16 protein-coding genes are annotated in these 21,645 nt (G+C 66.9%); 8 read left to right on the plus strand and 8 right to left on the minus strand.

What is annotated here, in order from left to right; translation table 11 throughout:
- The coding region (locus G3O06_RS24730) for an MG2 domain-containing protein (protein WP_205817803.1) at window positions 1–5,332 on the minus strand (5,332 nt) is incomplete at its 3' end.
- Between the two features lie 306 nt (window positions 5,333–5,638).
- On the opposite strand from G3O06_RS24730, the gene G3O06_RS24735 reads away from it, so the two are divergent.
- The 5 genes from G3O06_RS24735 to G3O06_RS24755 all read left to right on the plus strand — a co-directional run bounded on the left by G3O06_RS24735 (window position 5,639) and on the right by G3O06_RS24755 (window position 10,819).
- Window positions 5,639–6,145 carry a sugar dehydrogenase complex small subunit gene (locus tag G3O06_RS24735; protein WP_174999456.1) on the plus strand — a complete coding sequence of 169 codons (507 nt, stop codon included), beginning with the start codon at window positions 5,639–5,641 and terminating at the stop codon, window positions 6,143–6,145.
- Complete coding sequence (locus tag G3O06_RS24740) at window positions 6,145–7,764, plus strand: GMC family oxidoreductase (protein ID WP_174916495.1); 1,620 nt, start codon at window positions 6,145–6,147, stop codon at window positions 7,762–7,764. Before G3O06_RS24735 ends, G3O06_RS24740 begins: the two co-directional genes overlap by 1 nt.
- 2 nt (window positions 7,765–7,766) lie before the next feature.
- Window positions 7,767–9,044 carry a cytochrome c gene (locus G3O06_RS24745; protein ID WP_174969005.1) on the plus strand — a complete coding sequence of 426 codons (1,278 nt, stop codon included), beginning with the start codon at window positions 7,767–7,769 and terminating at the stop codon, window positions 9,042–9,044.
- Window positions 9,045–9,229: 185 nt separating this feature from the next.
- Window positions 9,230–9,649 carry a DoxX family protein gene (locus G3O06_RS24750; protein ID WP_205817804.1) on the plus strand — a complete coding sequence of 140 codons (420 nt, stop codon included), beginning with the start codon at window positions 9,230–9,232 and terminating at the stop codon, window positions 9,647–9,649.
- A 63-nt stretch (window positions 9,650–9,712) separates the two neighbouring features.
- Entirely contained in the window at window positions 9,713–10,819 is a 1,107-nt protein-coding gene (locus G3O06_RS24755; RefSeq protein WP_174999455.1) for a porin, read from the plus strand.
- Window positions 10,820–10,901: 82 nt separating this feature from the next.
- On the opposite strand, the gene G3O06_RS24760 is transcribed toward G3O06_RS24755, so the two are convergent.
- The 3 genes from G3O06_RS24760 to G3O06_RS24770 all read right to left on the minus strand — a co-directional run bounded on the left by G3O06_RS24760 (window position 10,902) and on the right by G3O06_RS24770 (window position 14,222).
- A complete protein-coding gene (locus tag G3O06_RS24760; RefSeq protein ID WP_205817805.1) occupies window positions 10,902–11,444 on the minus strand; it encodes a cysteine hydrolase family protein in 543 nt (180 codons plus the stop codon).
- 229 nt (window positions 11,445–11,673) lie between these two features.
- Window positions 11,674–12,993 carry an MFS transporter gene (locus G3O06_RS24765; RefSeq protein ID WP_205817806.1) on the minus strand — a complete coding sequence of 440 codons (1,320 nt, stop codon included), beginning with the start codon at window positions 12,991–12,993 and terminating at the stop codon, window positions 11,674–11,676.
- A gap of 44 nt (window positions 12,994–13,037) precedes the next feature.
- Window positions 13,038–14,222, minus strand: a complete 1,185-nt coding sequence (locus G3O06_RS24770; protein WP_205817807.1) for a M20 aminoacylase family protein — start codon at window positions 14,220–14,222, stop codon at window positions 13,038–13,040.
- A gap of 182 nt (window positions 14,223–14,404) precedes the next feature.
- Between G3O06_RS24770 and G3O06_RS24775 the strand changes: the two genes are divergently transcribed.
- Window positions 14,405–15,307, plus strand: a complete 903-nt coding sequence (locus G3O06_RS24775; RefSeq protein WP_174918575.1) for a LysR substrate-binding domain-containing protein — start codon at window positions 14,405–14,407, stop codon at window positions 15,305–15,307.
- A gap of 209 nt (window positions 15,308–15,516) precedes the next feature.
- Window positions 15,517–15,837, plus strand: coding sequence for a pyrimidine/purine nucleoside phosphorylase (locus tag G3O06_RS24780; protein WP_205817808.1), 321 nt, complete (start codon window positions 15,517–15,519; stop codon window positions 15,835–15,837).
- Between the two features lie 91 nt (window positions 15,838–15,928).
- Here G3O06_RS24780 and G3O06_RS24785 read toward each other — a convergent pair whose 3' ends face one another.
- The 4 genes from G3O06_RS24785 to G3O06_RS24800 form a co-directional block, all read right to left on the minus strand.
- Window positions 15,929–16,264 (minus strand): hypothetical protein, encoded by a 336-nt coding sequence (locus G3O06_RS24785; RefSeq protein WP_059240325.1) that lies wholly within the window; start codon window positions 16,262–16,264, stop codon window positions 15,929–15,931.
- Between the two features lie 480 nt (window positions 16,265–16,744).
- Window positions 16,745–18,532 (minus strand): chloride channel protein, encoded by a 1,788-nt coding sequence (locus tag G3O06_RS24790; protein WP_205817809.1) that lies wholly within the window; start codon window positions 18,530–18,532, stop codon window positions 16,745–16,747.
- A 20-nt stretch (window positions 18,533–18,552) separates the two neighbouring features.
- Entirely contained in the window at window positions 18,553–18,966 is a 414-nt protein-coding gene (locus G3O06_RS24795; protein ID WP_085037382.1) for a helix-turn-helix domain-containing protein, read from the minus strand.
- Between the two features lie 132 nt (window positions 18,967–19,098).
- A complete protein-coding gene (locus G3O06_RS24800; protein WP_205817810.1) occupies window positions 19,099–20,274 on the minus strand; it encodes an HPP family protein in 1,176 nt (391 codons plus the stop codon).
- Window positions 20,275–20,637: 363 nt separating this feature from the next.
- On the opposite strand from G3O06_RS24800, the gene G3O06_RS24805 reads away from it, so the two are divergent.
- Window positions 20,638–21,606 (plus strand): LysR family transcriptional regulator, encoded by a 969-nt coding sequence (locus tag G3O06_RS24805; RefSeq protein WP_174969019.1) that lies wholly within the window; start codon window positions 20,638–20,640, stop codon window positions 21,604–21,606.
- Window positions 21,607–21,645: the final 39 nt, after the last annotated feature.

A 21,645-nucleotide genomic window follows, 5' to 3' on the forward strand; every position in this document is an offset into this window, starting at 1 on the left:
CGCGCGAGAAGCGCTCGACCGCGAGCAGGCCGAGCGCGTTCGACGTCGTGGTCTGCCAGGCGCCCTGGCGCTGCAGCGCGAGCAGGCCGGCCGTCACGCGCGGCATCTCGTCCTTCCACGCCGGGTCGCCCGCGAATTCCAGCGCGAGACGTGCCGCGTTGGTCTCGTTGCTGGTCATCAGCCACCACAGGTCGTCGTCGCGCGCGGTCGAGAACACGAGCTGCGTGCCCTGGTACGTGAGGCGTGCCCGCAGGATCTGTTCGACCTGCGCGCGTTTCTCGTCGCGTTGCGGGATGTCCTTCACGCGCGTCAGGATCGCGTGATAGTCGATCACCGCCGACGTCGGCCACTGGTTCGGCGCGATCTCGATCGAGCCGAGCATGCGGCCCTGCGCGGCGCCGTAGCGCGACAGCGCCTCGATCGCGGCGAGCTTGCGCAGGTCGCGATCCTGGCGCGGCGCCCAGGTGTTGCGCTCGAGGCGGCCGTCGACGAAGCGCGCGAGCCCGGCCTCGAGCTGCGTGCGCAGGTCTTCCGGCAGCGCGAAGCGCGGGTCGAGACGGCTTGCCTCGTCGGACACCACGAGCAGGTACGACGACAGCGTCGCGCTGCCGGCATGCGAATCGTCGGACGACGGCGGGAAGTAGCTCGCGAGCCCGTCGCTGTCGAGATAGACGGGCATGCGTGCGATCAGCGCCTGCCATTGCGCCGGATCGCGCAGGCCGATCGCGCGCGACGTCTGCTGTTCGAGGCAGCGGTACGGATAGCGCTCGAACCAGCGCTTCACGCCGGGCAGGCCATCGGCGAGCTTCGACTGCAGCGACACGGCGATGCCGCCGCGCGGCAAGCCTTGCGCGTTGTTCGCGGCGCCGGCCGGGGAGGCCACCGGCACCGTCAGCGTGCCGTCGACTTGCGCGAGGGTCGCCTGCTGGACCGTGACCGGCAGCGCGGGCACGACCTTCTGCGCGACCGCCAGCGCGTCGGACGCACGCTTGCCGCCTTGCTCGGCGGCTTCGATGCGCCAGTTCAGCGCGCCGGCCGCGTCGAGCGCCTGCTCGGGCACGGTGATCGTCCATGCGACTTCGGTTGCCGTATTGGCCGCGAGCGAAATGGTTTGCGGTGCGACCTCGACGCCGGTCACGCGCGGTGTCACGACGACCTGCATCGCGCGGTCGGTCGTGTTGCGCAGCGTGACCTGCGCCAGGAACGCGTCGCCTTCGCGCACGAGCGGCGGCAGGCCGGAAATCAGCTGCAGATCCTGCGTGCTGCGGATCGACGTGCTGCCGGTGCCGAAGCGGTCGGGGCCGACCGCCGCGATCGCGACGATCCGGAAGCGCGTGAGCGCGTCGTTCAGCGGCACCTCGACGGTCGCGCTGCCGTTCGCGTCCAGCGTCACGCGCGGATTCCACAGCAGCAGCGTGTCGAACAGCTCGCGCGTCGGCGCGCTGCCGCCGCCGCCGCCGGCCGGCACGGCCTTGCGGCCGAAGTGGCGGCGGCCCACGATTTCCATCTGCGCGGTGGCCGTCTCGACGCCGTACGCGCGTCGCCGCAGCATCGCGTCGAGCAGGTCCCAGCTGTTGTTCGGCATCAGTTCGAGCAGCGCCTCGTCGACGGCCGCGACTGCGATCTGCGTGCCGGCCGGCGCGGGCTGGCCGTTCGGCAACGTGACCTTCACGTGTGCCTGCGCCTTGCTGCGCACCGTGTAGCGCGTCGCGTCGGTCGTCACGGTCACGCCGAGGCGGTGCACGCCCGTGCCGACCTTGATCTCGCCGAGCCCGTAGCGGAACGCCGGTTTCGACAGGTCGACGAACGCGGTCGGCGCTTCATAGTGACGGCCTTCGCGCCAGAACGCGCGCGCCCATTCGACCGGTGCCTTCCAGCCCCACGTGAAGAACGAATACCACGGCACTTCGCGAATCCGGCCGCGCAGCGCGAGCACCGACACGTAGACGTTCGGCCCCCACGATTCGTCGACCTTCAGGTCGACCGTCGGGTTCTTGCCGTTCAGCTCGACGATGTGCGTTTCCATCACGCCGCCGCGTTCGACGGCGACCAGCGCGGTTGCATAGCGGAACGGCATGCGCACCTGGAAGCGGGCGGTTTCGCCCGGTTCGTACGAGGTTTTCTCCGGGATCACGTCGATCCGGTCGGTGTTGTCGCCGCCGAACCAGAGTTCATCCTCGCGCGTGACCCATACCGACGTCGAGGCATTCGACGTGCGGCCGTCGCCGTCCTTGGCCACCGCGATCAGCTGCACGTTGCCGGCCTGTTCGAGCGTCGCGTCGCAGGCCATGCGGCCCTTGTCGTCGGTCTTGCCCGAGCACAGCACGCCGAGGTCGCGCGTGTCGCTCTTGTTGTCGTACGCGTAGAAGCCGCCGACCATCCGCTTGCGCGACGACGTCGTGATGTGCGCGACGCCCTTGATCTCGATCGGCACGGACGCGCGCGGCTTGCCTTGCAGGTCGACCGCCAGTGCCTGCACGGGCACGCGCTGGCCGACCGATACCCAGCGGCCCGCCTTGATGCCGGCCACCACCGCGGCCGGCCACAGGATCGTGTCGCCGCGAATCGTCTGCACTTCGCCGTTCGGATCGGCGAACGTCGCTTCGAGCGCGATGCGCTTCGGCGCATCGACGTCGGGCAGGCCCTTCAGCGTGACCGAGCCCGCACCGTTGCGGTCGAGCGTCAGCGGCAGCTTGTCGGCGATCAGCTTCGTTGCGTCGGGATCGTTGTTCGACGCCGATGCGTTGTCGCCGTCCTGCGAATCGTCGTCGGCATTGCCGTCGCTCTTGTCGGCGCGATACGGCGTGAAGCTGAAATCCTCGAAGCGGTCCGCGAACGGCGGCGAGGCCCACTTCATCAGCGCCGACACCTGCACGGGCAGGTTCGATGCGCCGCCGCCCGACACGTAGTCGATCTGCACCGCGAGCGGCGCTTCCTTCACGGCGACGAGCGGGCTCTTCTGCGCGTCGCGCGCGCCGATCGATCCCTTCAGCACCGGCAGGCGGAATGCCTCGACGCGGAAGCTGCCGCTGTAATAGGTGGCGGTCGGTGCGTCTTCCGGGCCGCCTTCGAGTTCGACGCTGTATTCGCCGAGCTTCGCGGCGGCCGGCAGCGTGAATTGCGTGTCCGCGCTGTGGTCGGCCGCCCACGTGAGCGGCAGCTTGTAGGTCTGGCCCGTGCCGAGATGGCGGATCGTCACGCGCGTCGGGTATTGCGCCGGGAACGCGAGGCTCTGCAGCGTTTCGGCACGGATGAAATGCTTCATCGACACGGTTTCGCCGGCGCGCAACAGCGTGCGGTCGAATACCGTATGCGCGCGCACGGTCCGTGCGCTGTCGGTGTCGGTCGGCACGTTGAAGCGCCACGATTCGATCCCGCGGTTCCAGCCCGAGCTGACGAACGCCATGTCGGGGCCCGTCTTCGGATCGTTCACGCGCGCCGACACGAAGTAGTCGTCGAAGCGTTGCTCCGAATCGGACGAGCTGCATGCGCGCTTCGATTCGAACGCGCCGTCGATCTTCAGCAGGCCCTGCGCGTCGGTCTTGCCGGATGCGATCTCGTCGCCGTTGCAGTCCGACACGCGGATCTGCGCGTTCGGCACGGGCTTGCCCTTGTCGAGCGTCGTGACCCACACGAGGTTGTTTTCGCGGCCCTGTTTCAGGTGCACGGCGAGGTTGGTGACGAGTACCGTGGTGCGCACGTACATGCTCGACGGCTTCGCGAGCAGCGAGCGGCCGAGCGCGGGCGACGCGAGTTCGAGCACGTAGAAGCCGGGCTTGTCGATCGGCACGCCGACGACTTCGAACGGGCGCAGCGCCTTCGGGTCCGCCTTCGGCAGCGTCAGCGCCTGCACGCCGGGCTGGCCCTTGAGCAGCGTCAGCGAGCGCACGTCGATGCGGCGATCCTTCGGCGCGGGCGCCTTCTCGCCGGCTTCGCGCGGCACGTAGACAGGATGCTGGCCCTTGCGTTCGAGCAGGCCGGGAATCTGGCGGTCGATCGAGCCGGCCGTCATCGACCAGTTGTCGAAGCGGTCGACCGTGCGCATCCACTGGCGAATCGCGGTGTCGTCGTCGACCTTCAGGTTCGAGAACTGCGCACCCTGGGTGTTGAGGCCGTCGATATGCAGGTCGGCCTCGACGTTGCGCAGCGTGACGGGCACGAGCGCGGGCGAATCGGGTTCGGCAAAGCGTTCGACGATCCCGAAGGTGCCCGACGAGAACTTCGCGAGCGGCGGCATCGGCGCGGTGCGCGTCGCGAGCGGGAACAGGTCGGCGTTGGACAGCGAGCGGTCGGTCACGTCGCGCAGGCCCGACGGCAATTCGATCGTCAGGGCAGCCTGTTCGGGCAGCGGCGGGTTGAACGTGACGGTCGTGACTTCCTCGCTCTTGTCGTCGGCCGCGAAGGTCGGCGACAGCGAACCGTCAGGGCCGCGCACCTTGATCGCCTCGGCGTTCTTGCGCGAGATCGGCGCGTTGAACGACAGCGTGAGCGGGCGCAGCGGCGTGCAGGGCGCCTTCGCGTTTTCGCGTTCGCACGAGAAGCTTGCGGCGAACGGTGCGCGCACGGTGAAATCGAAGCGCCGTTCCGTTTCGTTCGGGATGCCGCTCGGGCTCGTGACGCCCTTGCCGTACACGAGCTGCATCTTTGCGCTCGCCGGCAGTGCCTGCGCGCACGACAGCGTCAGCACGCGCGCGGCATCTTTCTTCAGCCCGAAATGATCGAGCAGTGCGTTGCGCGCTTCGTCGTCGGCGGCCGTGACGGGAATGCGGTTGCCGATGCCGGCCGCTTCACACCAGATGTTCGCGAGCGCCGAGCGCGGTTCGGCCGGGCCGTTCAGCTTCAGCACGAACATCTGCCGTTCCTCGATCTCGCGCGAGCCGGGGCGGACGTTCACCGGGAACGGGCCGCCTGTCTGGAACGTGAAGCGGCGCGGGCCGCTGGCCGCATTGCCGGCGACCGAGCGCAACGTGTCGTTGAGCGCGACCGAGCAGCGCACGCCGGGCGGCAGGTCGTTTTCGAAATCGTAAACCCAGGTCTTGTCGTCGAGCCAGTGACCCTGACCGCGCGCGGCCGTGGAATCGTTGCAGGTGACGCGCGCGGGATTCGGCGCGGAGGCCGAGCCGAACGCGACCATCGGTTCGTCGAACTTGACGACCGACTGCCGGACTTCGGTGACGGTGCCTTGCGGCGACACGCTCACCGTGCGCGCCGCGCCCGCATGCAGCGACAGCGCGGTGGCGCCGCCGAGCGCCGCGACGGCGCCGATGCGCCAGAGCAGCCGGGTGGTGTGGTCGGTTCGTTTTGCTTTGTTCTGTTTGTCGTGCTGCTTCATCGCTCGATCGCCCTCGGAGGGAAGCTTTCTGTTTGATTGCACGGGATTCTAACCGACCGCCACGCGGACGAAACGCATCAGGCAGGATGTCACCGGCCTGTGACACACGCACGTTCGTGCCGCAGATTTGTCGCGTCGACGATACAAAATTGCAGCGAAATGTCGATTGTCACGGATTGCGGAACATTTAATGGACTATAAAAAGATTGTTCGATCCGATTTGTGCGCGTACATTTCAGGTCCGCGCCAATGTTTGAGAAATATCAAGCGTGGTTTTCCCGAATCCGGTGTTCGAGAGAAGGAAACATGCACAACGACAACACTCCCCACTCGCGTCGCACTGGCGACGCAGCCGTAACTGGCATCACACGGCGTCAATGGCTGCAGGGCGCACTGGCGCTGACGGCGGCGGGCCTCACGGGCTCGCTGGCGTTGCGGGCCCTGGCCGACGATCCCGGCACCGCGCCGCTCGATACGTTCATGACGCTCTCCGAAGCATTGACAGGCAAGAAGGGGCTGAGCCGCGTGCTCGGCCAGCGCTTCTTGCAGGCCTTGCAGAAGGGCTCGTTCAAGACGACCGACAGCCTGCCGCAACTCGCCGGCGCACTCGCGTCCGGCTCGCTGAATCCCGACCAGGAAACACTCGCGCTGAAGATTATTGAAGCGTGGTATCTCGGCATCGTCGACAACGTCGTGATTACCTACGAAGAAGCATTAATGTTCAGCGTCGTCTCCGATACGCTCGTGATCCCGTCGTATTGCCCCAACAAACCCGGCTTCTGGGCCGAAAAACCGATCGAGAGGCAAGCCTGATGGCCGATACCGATACGCAAAAGGCCGACGTCGTCGTTGTCGGGTCGGGTGTCGCAGGCGCGATCGTCGCGCACCAGCTCGCGCTGGCGGGCAAGTCCGTGATCCTGCTGGAAGCTGGCCCGCGCATGCCGCGCTGGGAAATCGTCGAGCGCTTCCGCAACCAGGTCGACAAGACCGATTTCATGGCGCCGTACCCGTCGAGCGCATGGGCGCCGCATCCTGAATACGGTCCGCCGAACGACTACCTGGTCCTGAAGGGCGAGCACAAGTTCAACTCGCAGTACATCCGCGCGGTGGGCGGCACGACGTGGCACTGGGCCGCGTCGGCGTGGCGCTTCATCCCGAACGACTTCAAGATGAAGACCGTGTACGGCGTCGGCCGCGACTGGCCGATCCAGTACGACGACATCGAGCATTACTACCAGCGCGCCGAAGAGGAGCTCGGCGTGTGGGGCCCGGGCCCCGAGGAAGACCTGTACTCGCCGCGCAAGGAGCCGTACCCGATGCCGCCGCTGCCGTTGTCGTTCAACGAGCAGACGATCAAGAGCGCGCTCAACGGCTATGACCCGAAGTTCCACGTGGTGACCGAGCCGGTCGCGCGCAACAGCCGCCCGTACGACGGCCGGCCGACTTGTTGCGGGAACAACAACTGCATGCCGATCTGCCCGATCGGCGCGATGTACAACGGCATCGTGCACGTCGAGAAGGCCGAGCAGGCCGGCGCGAAGCTGATCGACAGCGCGGTCGTCTACAAGCTCGAGACCGGGCCGGACAAGCGCATCACCGCCGCGGTCTACAAGGACAAGACCGGCGCCGATCATCGCGTCGAAGGCAAGTACTTCGTGATCGCCGCGAACGGCATCGAGACGCCGAAGATCCTGCTGATGTCCGCGAACCGCGATTTCCCGAACGGCGTCGCGAACAGCTCCGACATGGTCGGCCGCAACCTGATGGACCACCCGGGCACCGGCGTGTCGTTCTACGCGAACGAGAAGCTGTGGCCGGGCCGCGGCCCGCAGGAGATGACGTCGCTGATCGGTTTCCGCGACGGCCCGTTCCGCGCGACCGAAGCCGCGAAGAAGATCCACCTGTCGAACATGTCGCGGATCAACCAGGAAACGCAGAAGATCTTCAAGGGCGGCAAGCTGATGAAGCCCGAGGAGCTCGACGCACAGATCCGCGACCGTTCCGCGCGCTACGTGCAGTTCGACTGCTTCCACGAAATCCTGCCGCAACCCGAGAACCGCATCGTGCCGAGCAAGACGGCCACCGACGCGATCGGCATCCCGCGCCCCGAAATCACGTATGCGATCGACGACTACGTGAAGCGCGGCGCCGTGCACACGCGCGAGGTCTACGCGACGGCCGCGAAGGTGCTGGGCGGCACCGAAGTCGTGTTCAACGACGAGTTCGCGCCGAACAACCACATCACGGGCGCGACGATCATGGGCGCGGATGCACGCGACTCGGTCGTCGACAAGGACTGCCGCACGTTCGACCATCCGAACCTGTTCATCTCGAGCAGCTCGACGATGCCGACCGTCGGTACGGTGAACGTGACGCTGACGATCGCGGCGCTTGCGCTGCGGATGTCGGACACGCTGAAGAAGGAAGTCTGACCGTGCGGAAATCTACTCTCACCTTCCTCCTCGCCGGCTGCCTCGCGCTGCCGGGTCTCGCACGCGCGGCCGACGCTGCCGATCCGGCGCTGGTCAAGCGCGGCGAATATCTCGCGGTCGCGGGCGACTGCATGGCCTGCCACACCGCGAAGGGCGGCAAGCCGTTCGCGGGCGGTCTCGGCATGCCGATCCCGATGCTCGGCAAGATCTACACGAGCAACATCACGCCCGATCCCGAGACGGGCATCGGCAACTGGTCGGCCGAGGACTTCGAGCGCGCGGTACGCCATGGGGTGTCGAAGAACGGCGACAACCTGTATCCGGCGATGCCGTACGTGTCGTACGCGAAGATCAACGACGATGACGTGAAGGCGCTGTATGCGTACTTCATGCATGGCGTCGAGCCGGTCAAGCAGGCGCCGCCGAAGAACGAGATCCCCGCGCTGCTGAGCATGCGCTGGCCGCTGAAGATCTGGAACTGGCTGTTCCTGAAGGACGGTGCGTACGAGCCGAAGCCGGCGCAGAGCGCCGAGTGGAACCGCGGCGCGTATCTGGTCCAGGGTCTCGCTCACTGCAGCACGTGCCACACGCCGCGCGGCATTGCGATGCAGGAGAAGTCGCTCGACGAGACGGGCGGCGGCTTCCTGTCGGGTTCGGTGCTCGCGGGTTGGGACGGCTACAACATCACGTCCGACGCCAACGCGGGGATCGGCGGCTGGACGCAGCAGCAGCTCGTCCAGTACCTGCGCACCGGCAGCGTGCCGGGTCTCGCGCAGGCGGCCGGCCCGATGGCCGAGGCGATCGAGCACAGCTTCTCGAAGATGACGGAAGCCGACATCGGCGCGATCTCGACGTACATTCGCACGGTGCCGGCCGTCGCCAATGGCGACGCGAAGCAGTCGCGCGCGTCGTGGGGCAAGCCGTCCGACGACGGCGAGAAGCTGCGCGGCGTGCCGCTGGCAACGTCGGGCATCGATCCGGCGCGGCTTTATCTCGGCAACTGCGCGACTTGCCACCAGATGCAGGGCAAGGGCACGCCGGACGGCTATTACCCGCCGCTGTTCCACAACTCGACGGTTGGTGCGTCAAATCCGACCAACCTCGTGCAGGTGATCCTGAACGGCGTGCAGCGCAAGGCCGGCAGCGAGGATGTCGGAATGCCGGCATTCCGCCACGAGCTGTCGGATGCGCAGATCGCCGCGCTGACGAACTACCTGACCGGGCAGTTCGGCAATCCGGCCGCGAAGGTGACCGAGCAGGACGTCGCGAAGCTGCGTTGATGCGGCGCGTGACGAAGCAGGGCGATAACTGACAAGAGGAGGAGCACTGCACATCGGGTTGTTGCCCGATGCCGGTTGTTGCAGAGCGGGGCGGGCGGCGCAGGCGGCCGCCCGTCCTGGTTCATTCGCAATCCGGTGCGCGGGGGCTGTTCCCGCTACGCGCATCGCTTTCGTTGATCGACACCATGACACCGAATCAACCGTTTCTCGCGTCCCAGCGCGATGTGCTGCTGCTGATTGCCCGGATCCTGCTCGTGATCCTGTTCATCATGTTCGGCTGGAAGAAGATCGTCGACTTCCCCGGGACCATCGCGTTCATGGGTTCGGAAGGCGCACCCGCGCCGATCATCTCCGCTGCAATCTCCGTCGTGATGGAGCTGTTGGTCGGGATCGCGATCCTGGTCGGCTTCCAGACGCGGGCGCTCGCGCTGCTGCTGGCGCTCTATACGATCGGCACCGGCATCATCGGCCACCATTACTGGACGATGACGGGCGGCGAGCAGATCAACAACATGATTCATTTCTACAAGAACATCGCGATCTCCGGCGGCCTGCTCGCGCTTTGCGCGGCGGGCCCCGGGCGCTTTTCGATCGATCGCGGATAAACAGGCCCGGGGCGCGCGCATGGGGCGCGCGCTGGAAGGTCGAGACTCCGAGGGGGCATCATTTTGCGACTCAAACATTTCGCATGGCTGATCGCGGCCGCCACACCGGCGGCCGCTTTTGCACAGACGAGCGTGACGCTGTACGGCCGCGTCGACGGCGGCATCGAATACCTGAACCACATCGCGAAGCCGAACGGCGGCAGCGGGACCCGCTGGAGCGCCGAAAGCGGCGACTGGGGCACCAGCATGTTCGGGCTGAAGGGCATCGAGGATCTCGGCGGCGGGCTGTCGACGGTCTTCAACCTGGAAACCGCGTTCCAGGTGATGAACGGCCAGACGGGCGGCGGCCGCATGTGGTCGCGGCGTGCGTATGTCGGGCTGAAGAGCAACACCTGGGGCCAGCTGCAGGCCGGCCGCAACCTGTTCATCGACAGCGACGGCGTGTGGGAATTCGACCCGTTCGTGCAGCAGGCGTTTTCGTCGGCCTCGCTCGTGCGCGGCCGCAACTGGCAGCAGACCAGCAACAACATCGAGTATCACAGCCCGGTGATCGGCGGCTTCGACGTGCAGGCGCAATACGCGTTCGGCAATCAGTCGCGCGGCTTCAACTACGGCGCGGCCGACGATTTCGGCCGCTCGGACGGGATTATGATCTCGTACCACTCGCCGTTGCTCGACGTGCGCGGCATCTACGACGAACTGCGCGACAACAACGGCAAGTTCAGCAACATCTTCACCGCGTCGCGTGAGTACTTCGTCGGTGCGAACGTGAAGGTGTCGAAGTTCAAGATCCAGGGCGCGTATACGCACTACCAGGCACCGGATAGCCCGGCGGGCGTGGCCGATCGTGCCGATCACTACTGGCTCGGCGCGACCTATTCGGCGACGCCGCAATGGGCGGTGACGGGTGGCGGGTACTACGTGAAGGTGGGCGACGGCGGCGGCGATGCGTCGCACGACCCGTCGGGCCACGCGATGATGTACGTGCTCGGCACCACGTACAACCTGTCGAAGCGCACGTTCCTGTACGGCACGGTCGCGTATGTGCGCAATGGCGGCAACTCGAACTTCTCGCTGCTCGCGACGCCGCGTGATGCGACGTCGGGGACGAGCCCGATGACCGGCGAGTCGCAGACGGGGGCGTATGTGGGGGTGATGCATACGTTCTGAGCGGGGGTACGCGATTTTTGCGCAACGCACGGGCGGTGGTCGCTCGTGCGTTGTTGCGTTTACGGTGCGTGACCGGTGCCGGTCAGAACACGCAAGCGTCGGTCGTCGTCAGCGTCGCAAATGGCCCCCCAAGCGTCGCGTTGTGATGCGCGACGATCCGTTCGGCCGGCAATTCCGGCGTGTCCATACAGGTGTGCGCGTCGGTCACGAGCACCGCGCGAAAGCCGTGATCGGCGGCTGCGCGGCAAGCCGTGTCGACGCAATACTGGGTTTTCATTCCCGCGATGACGATCTCGCCGATGGCTGCCTCGCGCAGCCATTCGGCGAGCCGCGTACCCGCGAAGCTGCTCGACTGCGCCTTGTCGAACACGATGTCGCGCGCCGTATCGATCGCGAGTTCCGGCAGCAGCGCGGTCAGCGGCGTACCGGGCGCGATCGGCGAACCGGCGGGCCCGGTGTGCCGGACGGCGAACACCGGCGCACCGGCTTCATGCGCGCGACCGATCAATCGGTTGATGTTCGCGAGCACGCGTTCGCCGTTGTACGGACGCTCGGGGCCGTGAAACAGGCCGACCTGCATGTCGACGACGAGCAGTGCGCGTTTCGGGGAAGAGACTTCGGGCATTGCGTTTCTCCTGAGTGACCGATACGGACGGAGAAACGACAAGACCCCGTCCGGAACCGGCGGGGCCTGTGAGGGATGGCGCTACGACCTTGCGCGCACTCGCCGCACGAGCCCGCCGAAGGCGGTCGTGCGCGTCGTGGTCGAGGTGGTGGTCGTGGTGTGGCGCATGGAGCGATCATGCACGATGCGCGCGCACCAAGTCAATCGCGCATCGTGCATCGGCCACCGGTCAGTCGAGTGCCTTCCCGGCCTTTTCATCCATACAGCGGACTGCGAGCAGCGTCATCGCGCCACAGCCGATCGCGTACCACGCGGGTGCGTTCGGGTTGCCGGTCGCCGCGATCAGCCACGTGACGAAGAATTGCGCGAAGCCGCCGAAGATTGCGACGCCGACGCTGTACACGAGCGCACCGCCGGTCGCGCGCACCGCACGCGGGAACAGTTCGCCGAGCATCGCGCCCGTCGCACCGATGTTGATCGCATGCACGATAGACAGCGCGGCGATGATCGACAGCAGCGATGCGGCGCCCGGCCAGCGGTTCAGCGCGATGAACGCCGGGTAGATCGCGGCCATCAGCACGATGCGCGTCCACCAGACGATCCGGTTGCGTCCGTAGACGTCGGACAGGTGGCCGCCGATCGGCGTCACGAGCATCAGGATCGCACCGGCGACGCAGCCGGCCGTCATCGACAGCCAGGTCGGCAGGTGCAGCACCTGCACGCCGTAGATCGCCATGTAGAACACGATGATGTAGTGGATCGACGTGCCGCCGATCGTCACGCCGAGGCCCGCGAACACGGCCTTGCCGTGATGGCGCAGCACGTCGGCGAGCGGCAGCGAGGCGACCGGCTCGTCGTGCATGGCGGCGGGCGCGGCGGCTGGCACTTCCTCGACGGTGCGGCGCAGCCAGTAGCCGAGCGGCACGAACAGCGTGCCGATGATGAACGGCACGCGCCAGCCCCAGCTTTCGAGCTGCGCGGCATTCAGCGTCGACGTCAGCGCGACGCCGGTCAGCGCACCGGCGAGCGCGGCGAGCCCCTGGCTCGAGAACTGGAACGATGCGTAGAAGCCGCGACGATGCTGCGGCGCCTGCTCGAGCAACAGCGTCGTCGACGCGCCGACTTCGCCGCCCGACGCGAACCCTTGCAGCAGGCGCGCGAGCACGAGCAGCAGCGGTGCGGCGAGGCCGATCTGCGCGAAGGTCGGCGCGACGGCGATCGTCGCGGTGCCGAGCGCCATCAGCAGCAGCGTGAGGATCATCGCCTTCTTGCGGCCGGCACGGTCGGCATACATGCCGATCACGAGACCGCCGAGCGGGCGCGTGACGAAGCCGACGCCGAAGCTCGCGACTGCGAGCATCAATTGCCCGAACGACGAATGCACGGGAAAGAACAGCTTGCCGATCAGGATTGCGAAGAAGCTGTAGACCGTGAAGTCGTAAAACTCGAGTGCGTTGCCGACGGCGGCGGCCGCGATCAGCCGGCGTTTCTTCGCGGCGGCGCGAGCATCGACCGGCGTGCCGGCGAACGAAAGGGCGGACGTTTCCATGTGGGGTTCCCCCGGTGGGCGCGAAACGATGGGATGAAGGGCCGTCAGGCCGCGAGCCAGGCTTCGGCGATGCGAACCCAGTAGCTCGCGCCGATCGCGAGGATGTCGTCGTTAAAGTCGTAGCCGGGGTTGTGCACCATGCAGCCGCCCTTGCTGCCGATCCCGTTGCCGATGAATGCGTAGCAGCCGGGGCGCGCTTCGAGCATGAACGCGAAATCCTCGCTGCCCATCAGCGGCGCCGAGTCGGTTTCGACGCGATCGGCGCCGAGCATCTGGCGCGCGATGTCGGCCGCGAATGCGGTGGGCTCCGCGTGATTGACGAGTACCGGGTAGCCGTAGTCGTAGTCGACTTCCGCCGTGACGCCGAAGCTTTCCGCCTGGCCTTTCGCGAGCGCTTCGATGCGGCGCGCGAGCAGCGCGCGCACGTCGGCGTTCAGCGCGCGCACCGACAGCTTCATCGTGACGGTTTCGGGAATGATGTTGAACGTCTCGCCGGCCTGCACGCTGCCGACGGTGATCACGGCCGCATGCTGCGCATCGACCTCGCGCGCGACGATCGTCTGCAGCGCAACCATGATGCTGCCCGCGGCCGACATCGGATCGCGCGCGAAATGCGGCATCGCGCCGTGGCCGCCGACACCGCGCAGCGTGATCGTCACGCGGTCGGCCGATGCCATCGCGGCGCCGGTGCGGAAGGCCATGTCGCCGGCCGCGCGGCCCGGCATGTTGTGGATCGCGAAGATCGCGTCGCACGGGAAGCGGTCGAACAGGCCGTCGTCCATCATCGCCTTCGCGCCGCCGAAGTTTTCCTCGGCCGGCTGGAAGATCAGGTTCAGCGTGCCGGAGAACTGGCGCGTGGCGGCGAGGTGGCGCGCCGCGCACAGCAGCATCGCGGTGTGGCCGTCGTGGCCGCATGCATGCATCTTGTTCGCATGGCGGCTCGCGTACGGCAGGCCCGTGGCCTCCGCGAGCGGCAGTGCGTCCATGTCGGCGCGCAGCCCGACCGTGCGCGTGCTTTGCCCTTCGCGCAGCACGCCGACCACGCCCGTCTTGCCGATGCCGCGATGCACTTCATAACCCCAGCCGGTGAGCAGCTCGGCGACGAGATCGCTCGTGAGCGTTTCCTCGAACGCGAGCTCGGGGTGAGCGTGGATGCGGCGGCGTACCTCGACCAGCTCGGGTGCGATCGCGGCGATGCCGGGGATGATGGGGTTCACGGCTTGCAGCATGGTGTCTCCTGTGGGGCAGGTGGGGCGTTTGACGCACATATGACGAGCAAGCATATAAATTTCTTTTGCGTACCAGAAGCTGATAAATTGCTTTGGTGCTCACCACCGGTTGCCGCTCGGGAATACCCTGAGCCGGCGTGTGCCGCGCAGCACAGGGTTTCCACGGATCACGCATTGCCGCCATGAAATACCATCAGCTGAAAGCGTTCGTCACCGTCGCGGAAGAGGGGAGCATTCGCGCGGCCGCGCGGCGCCTGAACGTGTCGCCGGCGGCGCTGACGAAGGCGGTCAAGGAACTGGAGATCGCGCTCGGCGTGTCGCTCGTCGTGCGCACCGCGCGCGGCGTGCAACTCACCGCGTTCGGCCAGCAGTTGCAGGTGCGCGCGCGGCTGATCGTCGCCGAAATGCAGCGCGCCCGTGACGACATCGAGCAAGCGCAGGGCGCGATGACGGGCTCCGTCGCGGCGGCGATCACGCCGGCCGCCGCGGTGACGATCCTGCCCGATGCGTTTCGCGCGTTCCGGCGCCGCTTCCCGGTGGCGCGCGTCAACCTGATCGAAGGCTTTCCGGGCGTTGCGCTGCCGCGCCTGCACGACGGCTCGCTCGATTTCGCGGTGGCCGTCGTCGTGCCCGAACTGCTGGCGGCTGAATTCGATCACGCAGAACTCTATGCGAGCCGGTCGCTGATCGTCGCCCGCAAGGGGCATCCGCTCGCCTCGGCCACGTCTCTCGCCGATCTCGTCGAGGCCGACTGGCTGATGAACCCGTCGCCGGAAAGCTCGACGCAGGTGCTGTTCAATTCATTCGTCGCGTACGGGCTGCCGGTGCCGGCGCGCGTCGTCGAATGTCCGAGCTTCGGGCTCGCACACAGCCTGATGACCGGTTGCGACCTGATCGCATCGATGCCCGAGCAACTACTGCAGGGCGAGTGGGCGCGCGACCAGCTCGCGGTGCTGCCGATCCGCGAGCGCTTGCCGGGCGTCTCGGTGCAGGTCATCACGCGTCGCGACAGCCCGCTGACGCCGGCCGCGGCGATGCTGCTCGACTGCCTGCGCGATTCCGCTCGACGCAAGGGGCTGCGGTGAACCGGTGCCCGTGGTTGGGAACCGTCATTGCATCGTTATCCTGACGATAAAGTGCGTGACGTTGTCGTCGTCCGGCAGGCACGTGGCTTGCGCAGCGGGCACGCCATTCCGGCGCATGCCGCGCGAGCCGGTATCATAGCGGCCGGCCCGCCGCTTCGGCCGGCCTCCAACAACATCGCCATCCGGCATCCAGCAATCAGAGGCATTTCATGACCAGTGCAACCCAATTCGACAACGTATCGGTCGTCAAGCGTGCGAACGTCTATTTCGACGGCAAGTGCGTGTCGCATACCGTGCTCTTCCCGGACGGCACGCGCAAGACGCTCGGCGTGATCCTGCCGTGCGCGCTCAACTTCGGCACGGACGCACCCGAATTGATGGAAGTGCAGGCCGGCAAGTGCCGCGTGAAGCTCGACGGCAGCAGCGAATGGCAGTCCTACGGCGCCGGCGAATCGTTCTCGGTGCCGGGCAAGAGCCGCTTCGACATCGAAGTGCTCGAGACGCTCGATTACGTCTGCAGCTACCTGTAACACGCAAGCGCGCAGCAAAAGAAAAAGCCCCGCCGAAGCGGGGCTGGTCGCAAGCGGATGGCACCCAGGCCATCCGGAGCGCCTGTTCTCTTTACAGGCAGGCGTTGATGTCGCCGGCCGACGATGCATCGCCACCGCGGAAACCGACCCAGGTCTTCGCGTTGCCGGCGTTGGCCGGGCGGACCACGGCGGCAGCGCCGTTCGGCGGCTGCTGGCCCGGCGCATACACGGCCATTGCGAGGCCGTTTGCCAGTTCATACTGCGACGTCACTTGTTGTTGCGACTTGTCGGCCCACGTCTTGGCGATGCACTGCGCCACTTGATCGGCGGGCTTTTGGCTTTGTCCCACGTTCTGCAGGGCAGAATCGGCTGCATGAGCAGAAAATGCCACGGTCAATGCGATGAGCGGTAGGTATTTAGCGTTCACGTTATCTCCCTCGAGTCGTGATTGATTGAGTGGGATGCGCAGCAGGACTGCGTAACAGTGAGATCGCATCAGGCGAGCACGGTTCCGGCTATTCCGAAACAAGTTGTTAACGCGCTTGCCAAATGGCGGCTGCGATGCAGTGCACTTTGCTGCGGCACGGCATGCGTCGTGTGCGGCACGACGTCATGCGCTGCGTGGTCGGCGCGCTGCCCGGTCGTGTGGTGACGTGACGGTCGCGGCGAGCGGCATGTGTCTGCATGCCGTGCCGCGACTCTTTATTTGATCGCGAAGTGGAATGGCTGATTGGTGGCCCCGTCGCATGAGCACCATGATGACAAACTTTCGCCCGTCGAATTGTTAACCAACTTTAAACACGGAAAGCGGCGGAAAGCGATGCGGCACGCGAGGGGCGTGACGCATCGTGCAGCGAATCGAGACGAGCGGGTCGTGCGCGGCGAGGGTGCCGCGCAGCGCGGTGGGTCAGCCGGCCTTGCGCGTGCCGATGTCGCGCAGGTTGGCGGGGACGATCGGGCGGAAGCGCTCGCGCTTCTGTTCGTCGTCGAAGTGCTGGAGGGCGGGCTTGATCAGGTCGCTGCGCGACACGATGCCGGTGATGCGCATCGATTGCTCGTCGGCGACGACGGGCAGGCGCTCGAGCCCGAGCATCGCGAGCCGCGACGCCACGACGCGGCACGTTTCGTGCGCCTGTGCGACGGCAGGGGCGCGGTTGGCGAACGCGTCCGAGATCGGCGTGTCGGCCGCGGCCTGTGCGCGCTGCGCATCGAGTGTCGCGCGATCGACGAGACCGAGCAGGCGGCCGTTCTGCACGACCGGGTACGCACGGTGCGTCTGCTTCGCGCCGAAGTACTGCGACTCGACGGTATCGAGCGTCGCTGCGCCGTCGATCGCGACGAGCCGGTCGGCGGCCGTCATCACTTCGCCGATGTCGTGCCGCTCGAGCGGATCGACGCCGTACTCGCGATAGATGTGATAGCCGCGGCGCGCGATCTTTTCCGTCATGATCGAGCGCTTCATCACGATGGTCGAGAAGCCGTGCGCGACGAGCGTCGCCGCGAGCAGCGGCAGCAGCGCATTCGCGTCATGCGTGAGGCCGAACGCGAACACGATCGCGGTCAACGGGGCGCCGAGCGTTGCACCAAGTGTCGCGGCCATGCACACGAGCGGCCACAGCGCCGGGTCGCCGCCCGGCAGCATCGGCGACAGCACGGTGCCGAGGCCGGCGCCGAGCATCAGCAGCGGGGCGAGCACGCCGCCCGACGTGCCCGAGCCGAGCGCGATCACCCACATCACGGCCTTCACGATCAGCAGCGCGAGCGCGATCTTCAATGCGATGTGCTGATGCAGTAGGTCGCCGATCACGTCGTAGCCGACGCCGAGCGCGCGCGGTTCGAGCCATCCGCCGATGCCGATCACGATCGCGCCGAGCGCAGGCCACCACATCCAGTGCACCGGCAGCTTTGCGAAAGTGTCCTCGACGCGATACAGCGCAGCCGACAGGCCGCACGCGAGCATGCCCGACAGCAGGCCTGCGACGATGCACGACAGCAGCGCGACGGGTGTCGGCGCGGCCGTCGTCAGCGGAAACAGCGGATCGACGCCGAAGAACACGGCGCGGGCGAAACCGGCCACCGCGCAGGCGAGCGCGACCGGCAGGAAACTGCGCGGACGCCATTCGAACAGCAGCAGTTCGACCGCGAGCAGCACGGCGGCGACCGGCGTGCCGAACACGGCCGTCATGCCGGCAGCGGCACCGGCGACGAGCAGCGTCTTGCGCTCGGCGGCGGTCACGTGCACGCACTGCGCGATCAGCGACCCGAGCGCGCCACCCGTCATGATGATCGGGCCTTCGGCGCCGAACGGGCCGCCGCTGCCGATCACGACGCCGGACGACAGCGGCTTGAGGATCGCGACCTTCGGCGACATGCGGCTCTTGCCGAACAGGATCGCCTCGATTGCTTCGGGAATGCCGTGGCCGCGGATCTTTTCCGAACCGAAGCGCGCCATCATCCCGACGATCAGCCCGCCGATCACCGGGATCACGATCACCCACGCGCCGAGCGTATTGTTTGCTGGCGAACGGTCGACGAACGAGAACTGCTGGTAGAAGAACAGGTTCGTGAACAGGTGGATCAGGCTCAACAGCACGAATGCGGCCAGCGTGCTGAGCAGGCCGATCCCGGCGGCAAGCAACGCGATCCTGGGCAGGCGGTCGTTGGTCGCGAAATCGCGTTTGTGTGGTGCGTTCATCGGCGTGGAAAAAACAAGGGTCAGTAATCGATCTGGGGAACCTGGAACGCGTCCTTGAGCGACTTCAGCTCGGCGCGATGCATGGCCGCGAGGCGGGCGAGCAGCGTCTCGCCGGCTGGCTCGAGGTGGACCTCGACCTGCCGGCGATCCGCTTCGCTCGTCTTGCGCTTCACGAGGCCGAGCGCTTCGCAGCGCGTGACCAGCGCGACGACGCCGTGATGCTGCGCCTGCAGGCGTTCCGCGAGTTCGCCGATGGTTGCCCATTCGCGATGCGGGTAGCCCTTGATGTGCAGCAGCAGCAGGTATTGCAGCGGCGTCACGCCTTCGCTTTGCGCGGCGCGTTCGGAGAAGCGCTCGAAGCGGCGCATCTGGTAGCGGAACTCGGACAGTTGCTGGAAATCGCTTTTCGCCAGCGCGCGTCGGGTATCGTTCATCGAGGTCGGTCGGACAGTCAGTTTCGGTAGCGGGCAATATATCACAACATGATATAAATGGCCGAATTTCGGCGAATGGAATGCATTCTGCGTTGCGCCGGCCGTTACATGGCGTTATGTGCGCCGCATGAGTTACGCGGCCTCGAGAATTTGCGTCTGCCGATAAAGGCCCGTGACGAGATCCGTCTGGGTAATGATTCCGACGAGCCGGCGCGATGCATCGACGACCGGAATGTGGTGGTGGCCCGAATGCGTAAACAGCGGGACGAGCGCGGTGATCGGCATCGTTTCCGGCACGCACGCGACGTCGCGCGTCATCACGGTGGCGACGCTCGCCGGCTGGCCGCCGAACGATTGCGGCAGCCGCGCGGACAGGCGTTGCCACAGCGGGGTCGGGCGGCGCAACTGGCGCGTGAGGTCGGCGCGCGTGACGATGCCGGCCAGGCGGCCGTCGCCGTCGACGACGGGCAGCGCCTTCACGCGGTGGCGGTCGAGCAGCGTGAGCGCGGCCGTCACCGACGTGGACGGCGCGACTTCGATCGCGTTCTTTGTCATCAGGTCGGCGCACGAGAGCTGGCCGAACGTGCGCGTATACGCCTGCATCTCGGTTTCGCGCAGCAGCGCTTCGAGATCGTCCGGATCGACGTCGAGCCATTCGCCGCGGCGCTTCAGCACCGCGTCGAGGTCGCCGCGCGTGAAGCCGCCGCGCGCCGGTGCAGCGCCGCCTGCTTGCGGTTTCGTTTCAGGCCGCACGCCGCCGTGCGGGTAGCGATGCCCGGTCAGCGCGTGATACGCGAGCGCGGCCGACAGCAGGACGGCCGATTGCAGCGCGATCGGCTCCAGCACGAAGCTGAACCCGAGCGAATGGATCGCCGGGCCGCCGACCACGGCCGTCAGCGCAACGGCGCCCGACGGCGGGTGCACGCAGCGCAGCACGAACATGCCGCCGATCGCGCACGCGATCGCGACCGCGGCGGCCGTGATCGGATCGGCGATCCATTGTGCGCACGCGACACCGACTGTCGCCGCGACGAGATTGCCGCCGATGATCGACCACGGCTGTGCGAGCGGGCTCGCCGGCACCGCGAACAGCAGCACGGCCGACGCGCCCATCGGTGCGACGAGCAGCGGCACGAGGCCCGGCACGCCGGGCAGCAGCCGCATCGTCACGCCGACCGTCGCGATGCCGACGAGCGCGCCCGTGCACGAGCGCAGGCGCTCGCGCCAGCCCAGCGACATCGGATGGGGAATGAAGCTGTGCAGCCATTGCCGCAACGTGCGGCGCGACGAAGGGGAGCCTGACGACATGGACGGTAAGCGGTAAGAGTGACTGCGCGGAGGCGCGCAGCGACAAGCCGCGAATTATATCGCGTTGTGATATAAATTGTCGCGCTGCATCAAGCCGTTGCACGTGCGCGACGCGAATGCCTTGCAAAAACCTTTCATCCGATGAGAGCTTGGGGGCGGGGCAATCGCGCAAATTTGTCTGCAGCGGCGTACAATTCGGGCCACTGAATCCCCCGTCATGCCAGAACCACGTACGCGATGCCCGCTCTCCCGCCTTTCTCCCGGCACGGTGATCGATACGACGTGGTTCGCGGCCGCGTTCCGTTCCCCACCTGACGCGAGCGCTGCCGACGCCTCCCCACTGACTCTCCCCAAGCCAATTCAATGGACATGCTCGAAAACATGCGCCTGTTCGTGCGCGTTGTCGAAGCCGGCAGTTTTACTGCGGTCGCGAAGGAAATCGACGCGACCACCGCGCAGGTGTCGCGCGCGGTATCGAACCTCGAAGCGCACGTACAGACGCGGCTGCTGCATCGCACGACGCGCCACCTCGGCCTCACCGAAAGCGGCGAACGCTATTTCGAGCGCGCGAAATCGATCCTCGCGGAAATCGACTACGCGAACGCGGAGGCGCGCAACGCGCTGCTGCGGCCGAGCGGCAAGATGCGCATCCATGCGATGACGGGGCTCGGGCAGAGTCATGTCGTGTCGTCGATCGTCCGCTACCAGGAGGACAACCCCGACGTGTCGGTCGAGCTGACGCTCGCGCAGCGGATGCCGAATCTCGTCGAGGAGGGCTACGACGTATCGATCGTGACGGCGTCGCAGCTGCCCGATTCGGGCTACGTCGCGCAGACCTGCGGCACGAGCTGCAGCGTGCTCGTCGCGTCGCGCGAGTACCTGGCGCGCCACGGCACGCCGCAATCGCCCGACGAATTGCCGAACCACGTGTGCCTGCGCCTCGATACGCCCGCGTCGCCGGCCGGCGAATGGCGGCTCGAGCGCAACGATGGCGAGGAGGCCGTCTACGAGCTGCAGCCCGCGCCTTTCCAGGTCAACGTGCCGGACGCGCTGTGCGTCGCGGTGCGCGCCGGGCGCGGGATCGCGTGCGTCGCGTTGTATACGGTGCTCGACGACATCCGCGAAGGGCGGCTGATTCGCGTGCTGCCCGACTACCGGCTGCAGACGGTGAGCGTGTATGCCGTCTACGCGACGCGCCGCTATCTCGATGCGAAGATCCGCACGTTCCTCGACCACCTGCGCACGACGCTCACGCCCGCACTGGAAAACGACCTGCGCGAACTCGACCGGCTGACCACCGAACAGACGCCGGGCGGCCGCAAGCACGCTTGACGATCCGCGCGGGTGCGCGCCGCGCGAACCGCACACGCC

This window comes from Burkholderia sp. Ac-20345 (genome assembly GCF_017104825.1).
Taxonomy (GTDB): Bacteria; Pseudomonadota; Gammaproteobacteria; order Burkholderiales; family Burkholderiaceae; genus Burkholderia; species Burkholderia lata_B.

Coding starts and splice junctions, on each gene's coding strand:
- G3O06_RS24735 (WP_174999456.1), top strand. CDS start 5,639: ATGCACAACGACAACACTCCCCACTCGCGTCGCACTGGCGACGCAGCC.
- G3O06_RS24740 (WP_174916495.1), top strand. CDS start 6,145: ATGGCCGATACCGATACGCAAAAGGCCGACGTCGTCGTTGTCGGGTCG.
- G3O06_RS24750 (WP_205817804.1), top strand. CDS start 9,230: ATGACACCGAATCAACCGTTTCTCGCGTCCCAGCGCGATGTGCTGCTG.
- G3O06_RS24760 (WP_205817805.1), bottom strand. CDS start 11,444: ATGCCCGAAGTCTCTTCCCCGAAACGCGCACTGCTCGTCGTCGACATG.
- G3O06_RS24765 (WP_205817806.1), bottom strand. CDS start 12,993: ATGGAAACGTCCGCCCTTTCGTTCGCCGGCACGCCGGTCGATGCTCGC.
- G3O06_RS24770 (WP_205817807.1), bottom strand. CDS start 14,222: ATGCTGCAAGCCGTGAACCCCATCATCCCCGGCATCGCCGCGATCGCA.
- G3O06_RS24775 (WP_174918575.1), top strand. CDS start 14,405: ATGAAATACCATCAGCTGAAAGCGTTCGTCACCGTCGCGGAAGAGGGG.
- G3O06_RS24780 (WP_205817808.1), top strand. CDS start 15,517: ATGACCAGTGCAACCCAATTCGACAACGTATCGGTCGTCAAGCGTGCG.
- G3O06_RS24790 (WP_205817809.1), bottom strand. CDS start 18,532: ATGAACGCACCACACAAACGCGATTTCGCGACCAACGACCGCCTGCCC.
- G3O06_RS24795 (WP_085037382.1), bottom strand. CDS start 18,966: ATGAACGATACCCGACGCGCGCTGGCGAAAAGCGATTTCCAGCAACTG.
- G3O06_RS24800 (WP_205817810.1), bottom strand. CDS start 20,274: ATGTCGTCAGGCTCCCCTTCGTCGCGCCGCACGTTGCGGCAATGGCTG.
- G3O06_RS24805 (WP_174969019.1), top strand. CDS start 20,638: ATGGACATGCTCGAAAACATGCGCCTGTTCGTGCGCGTTGTCGAAGCC.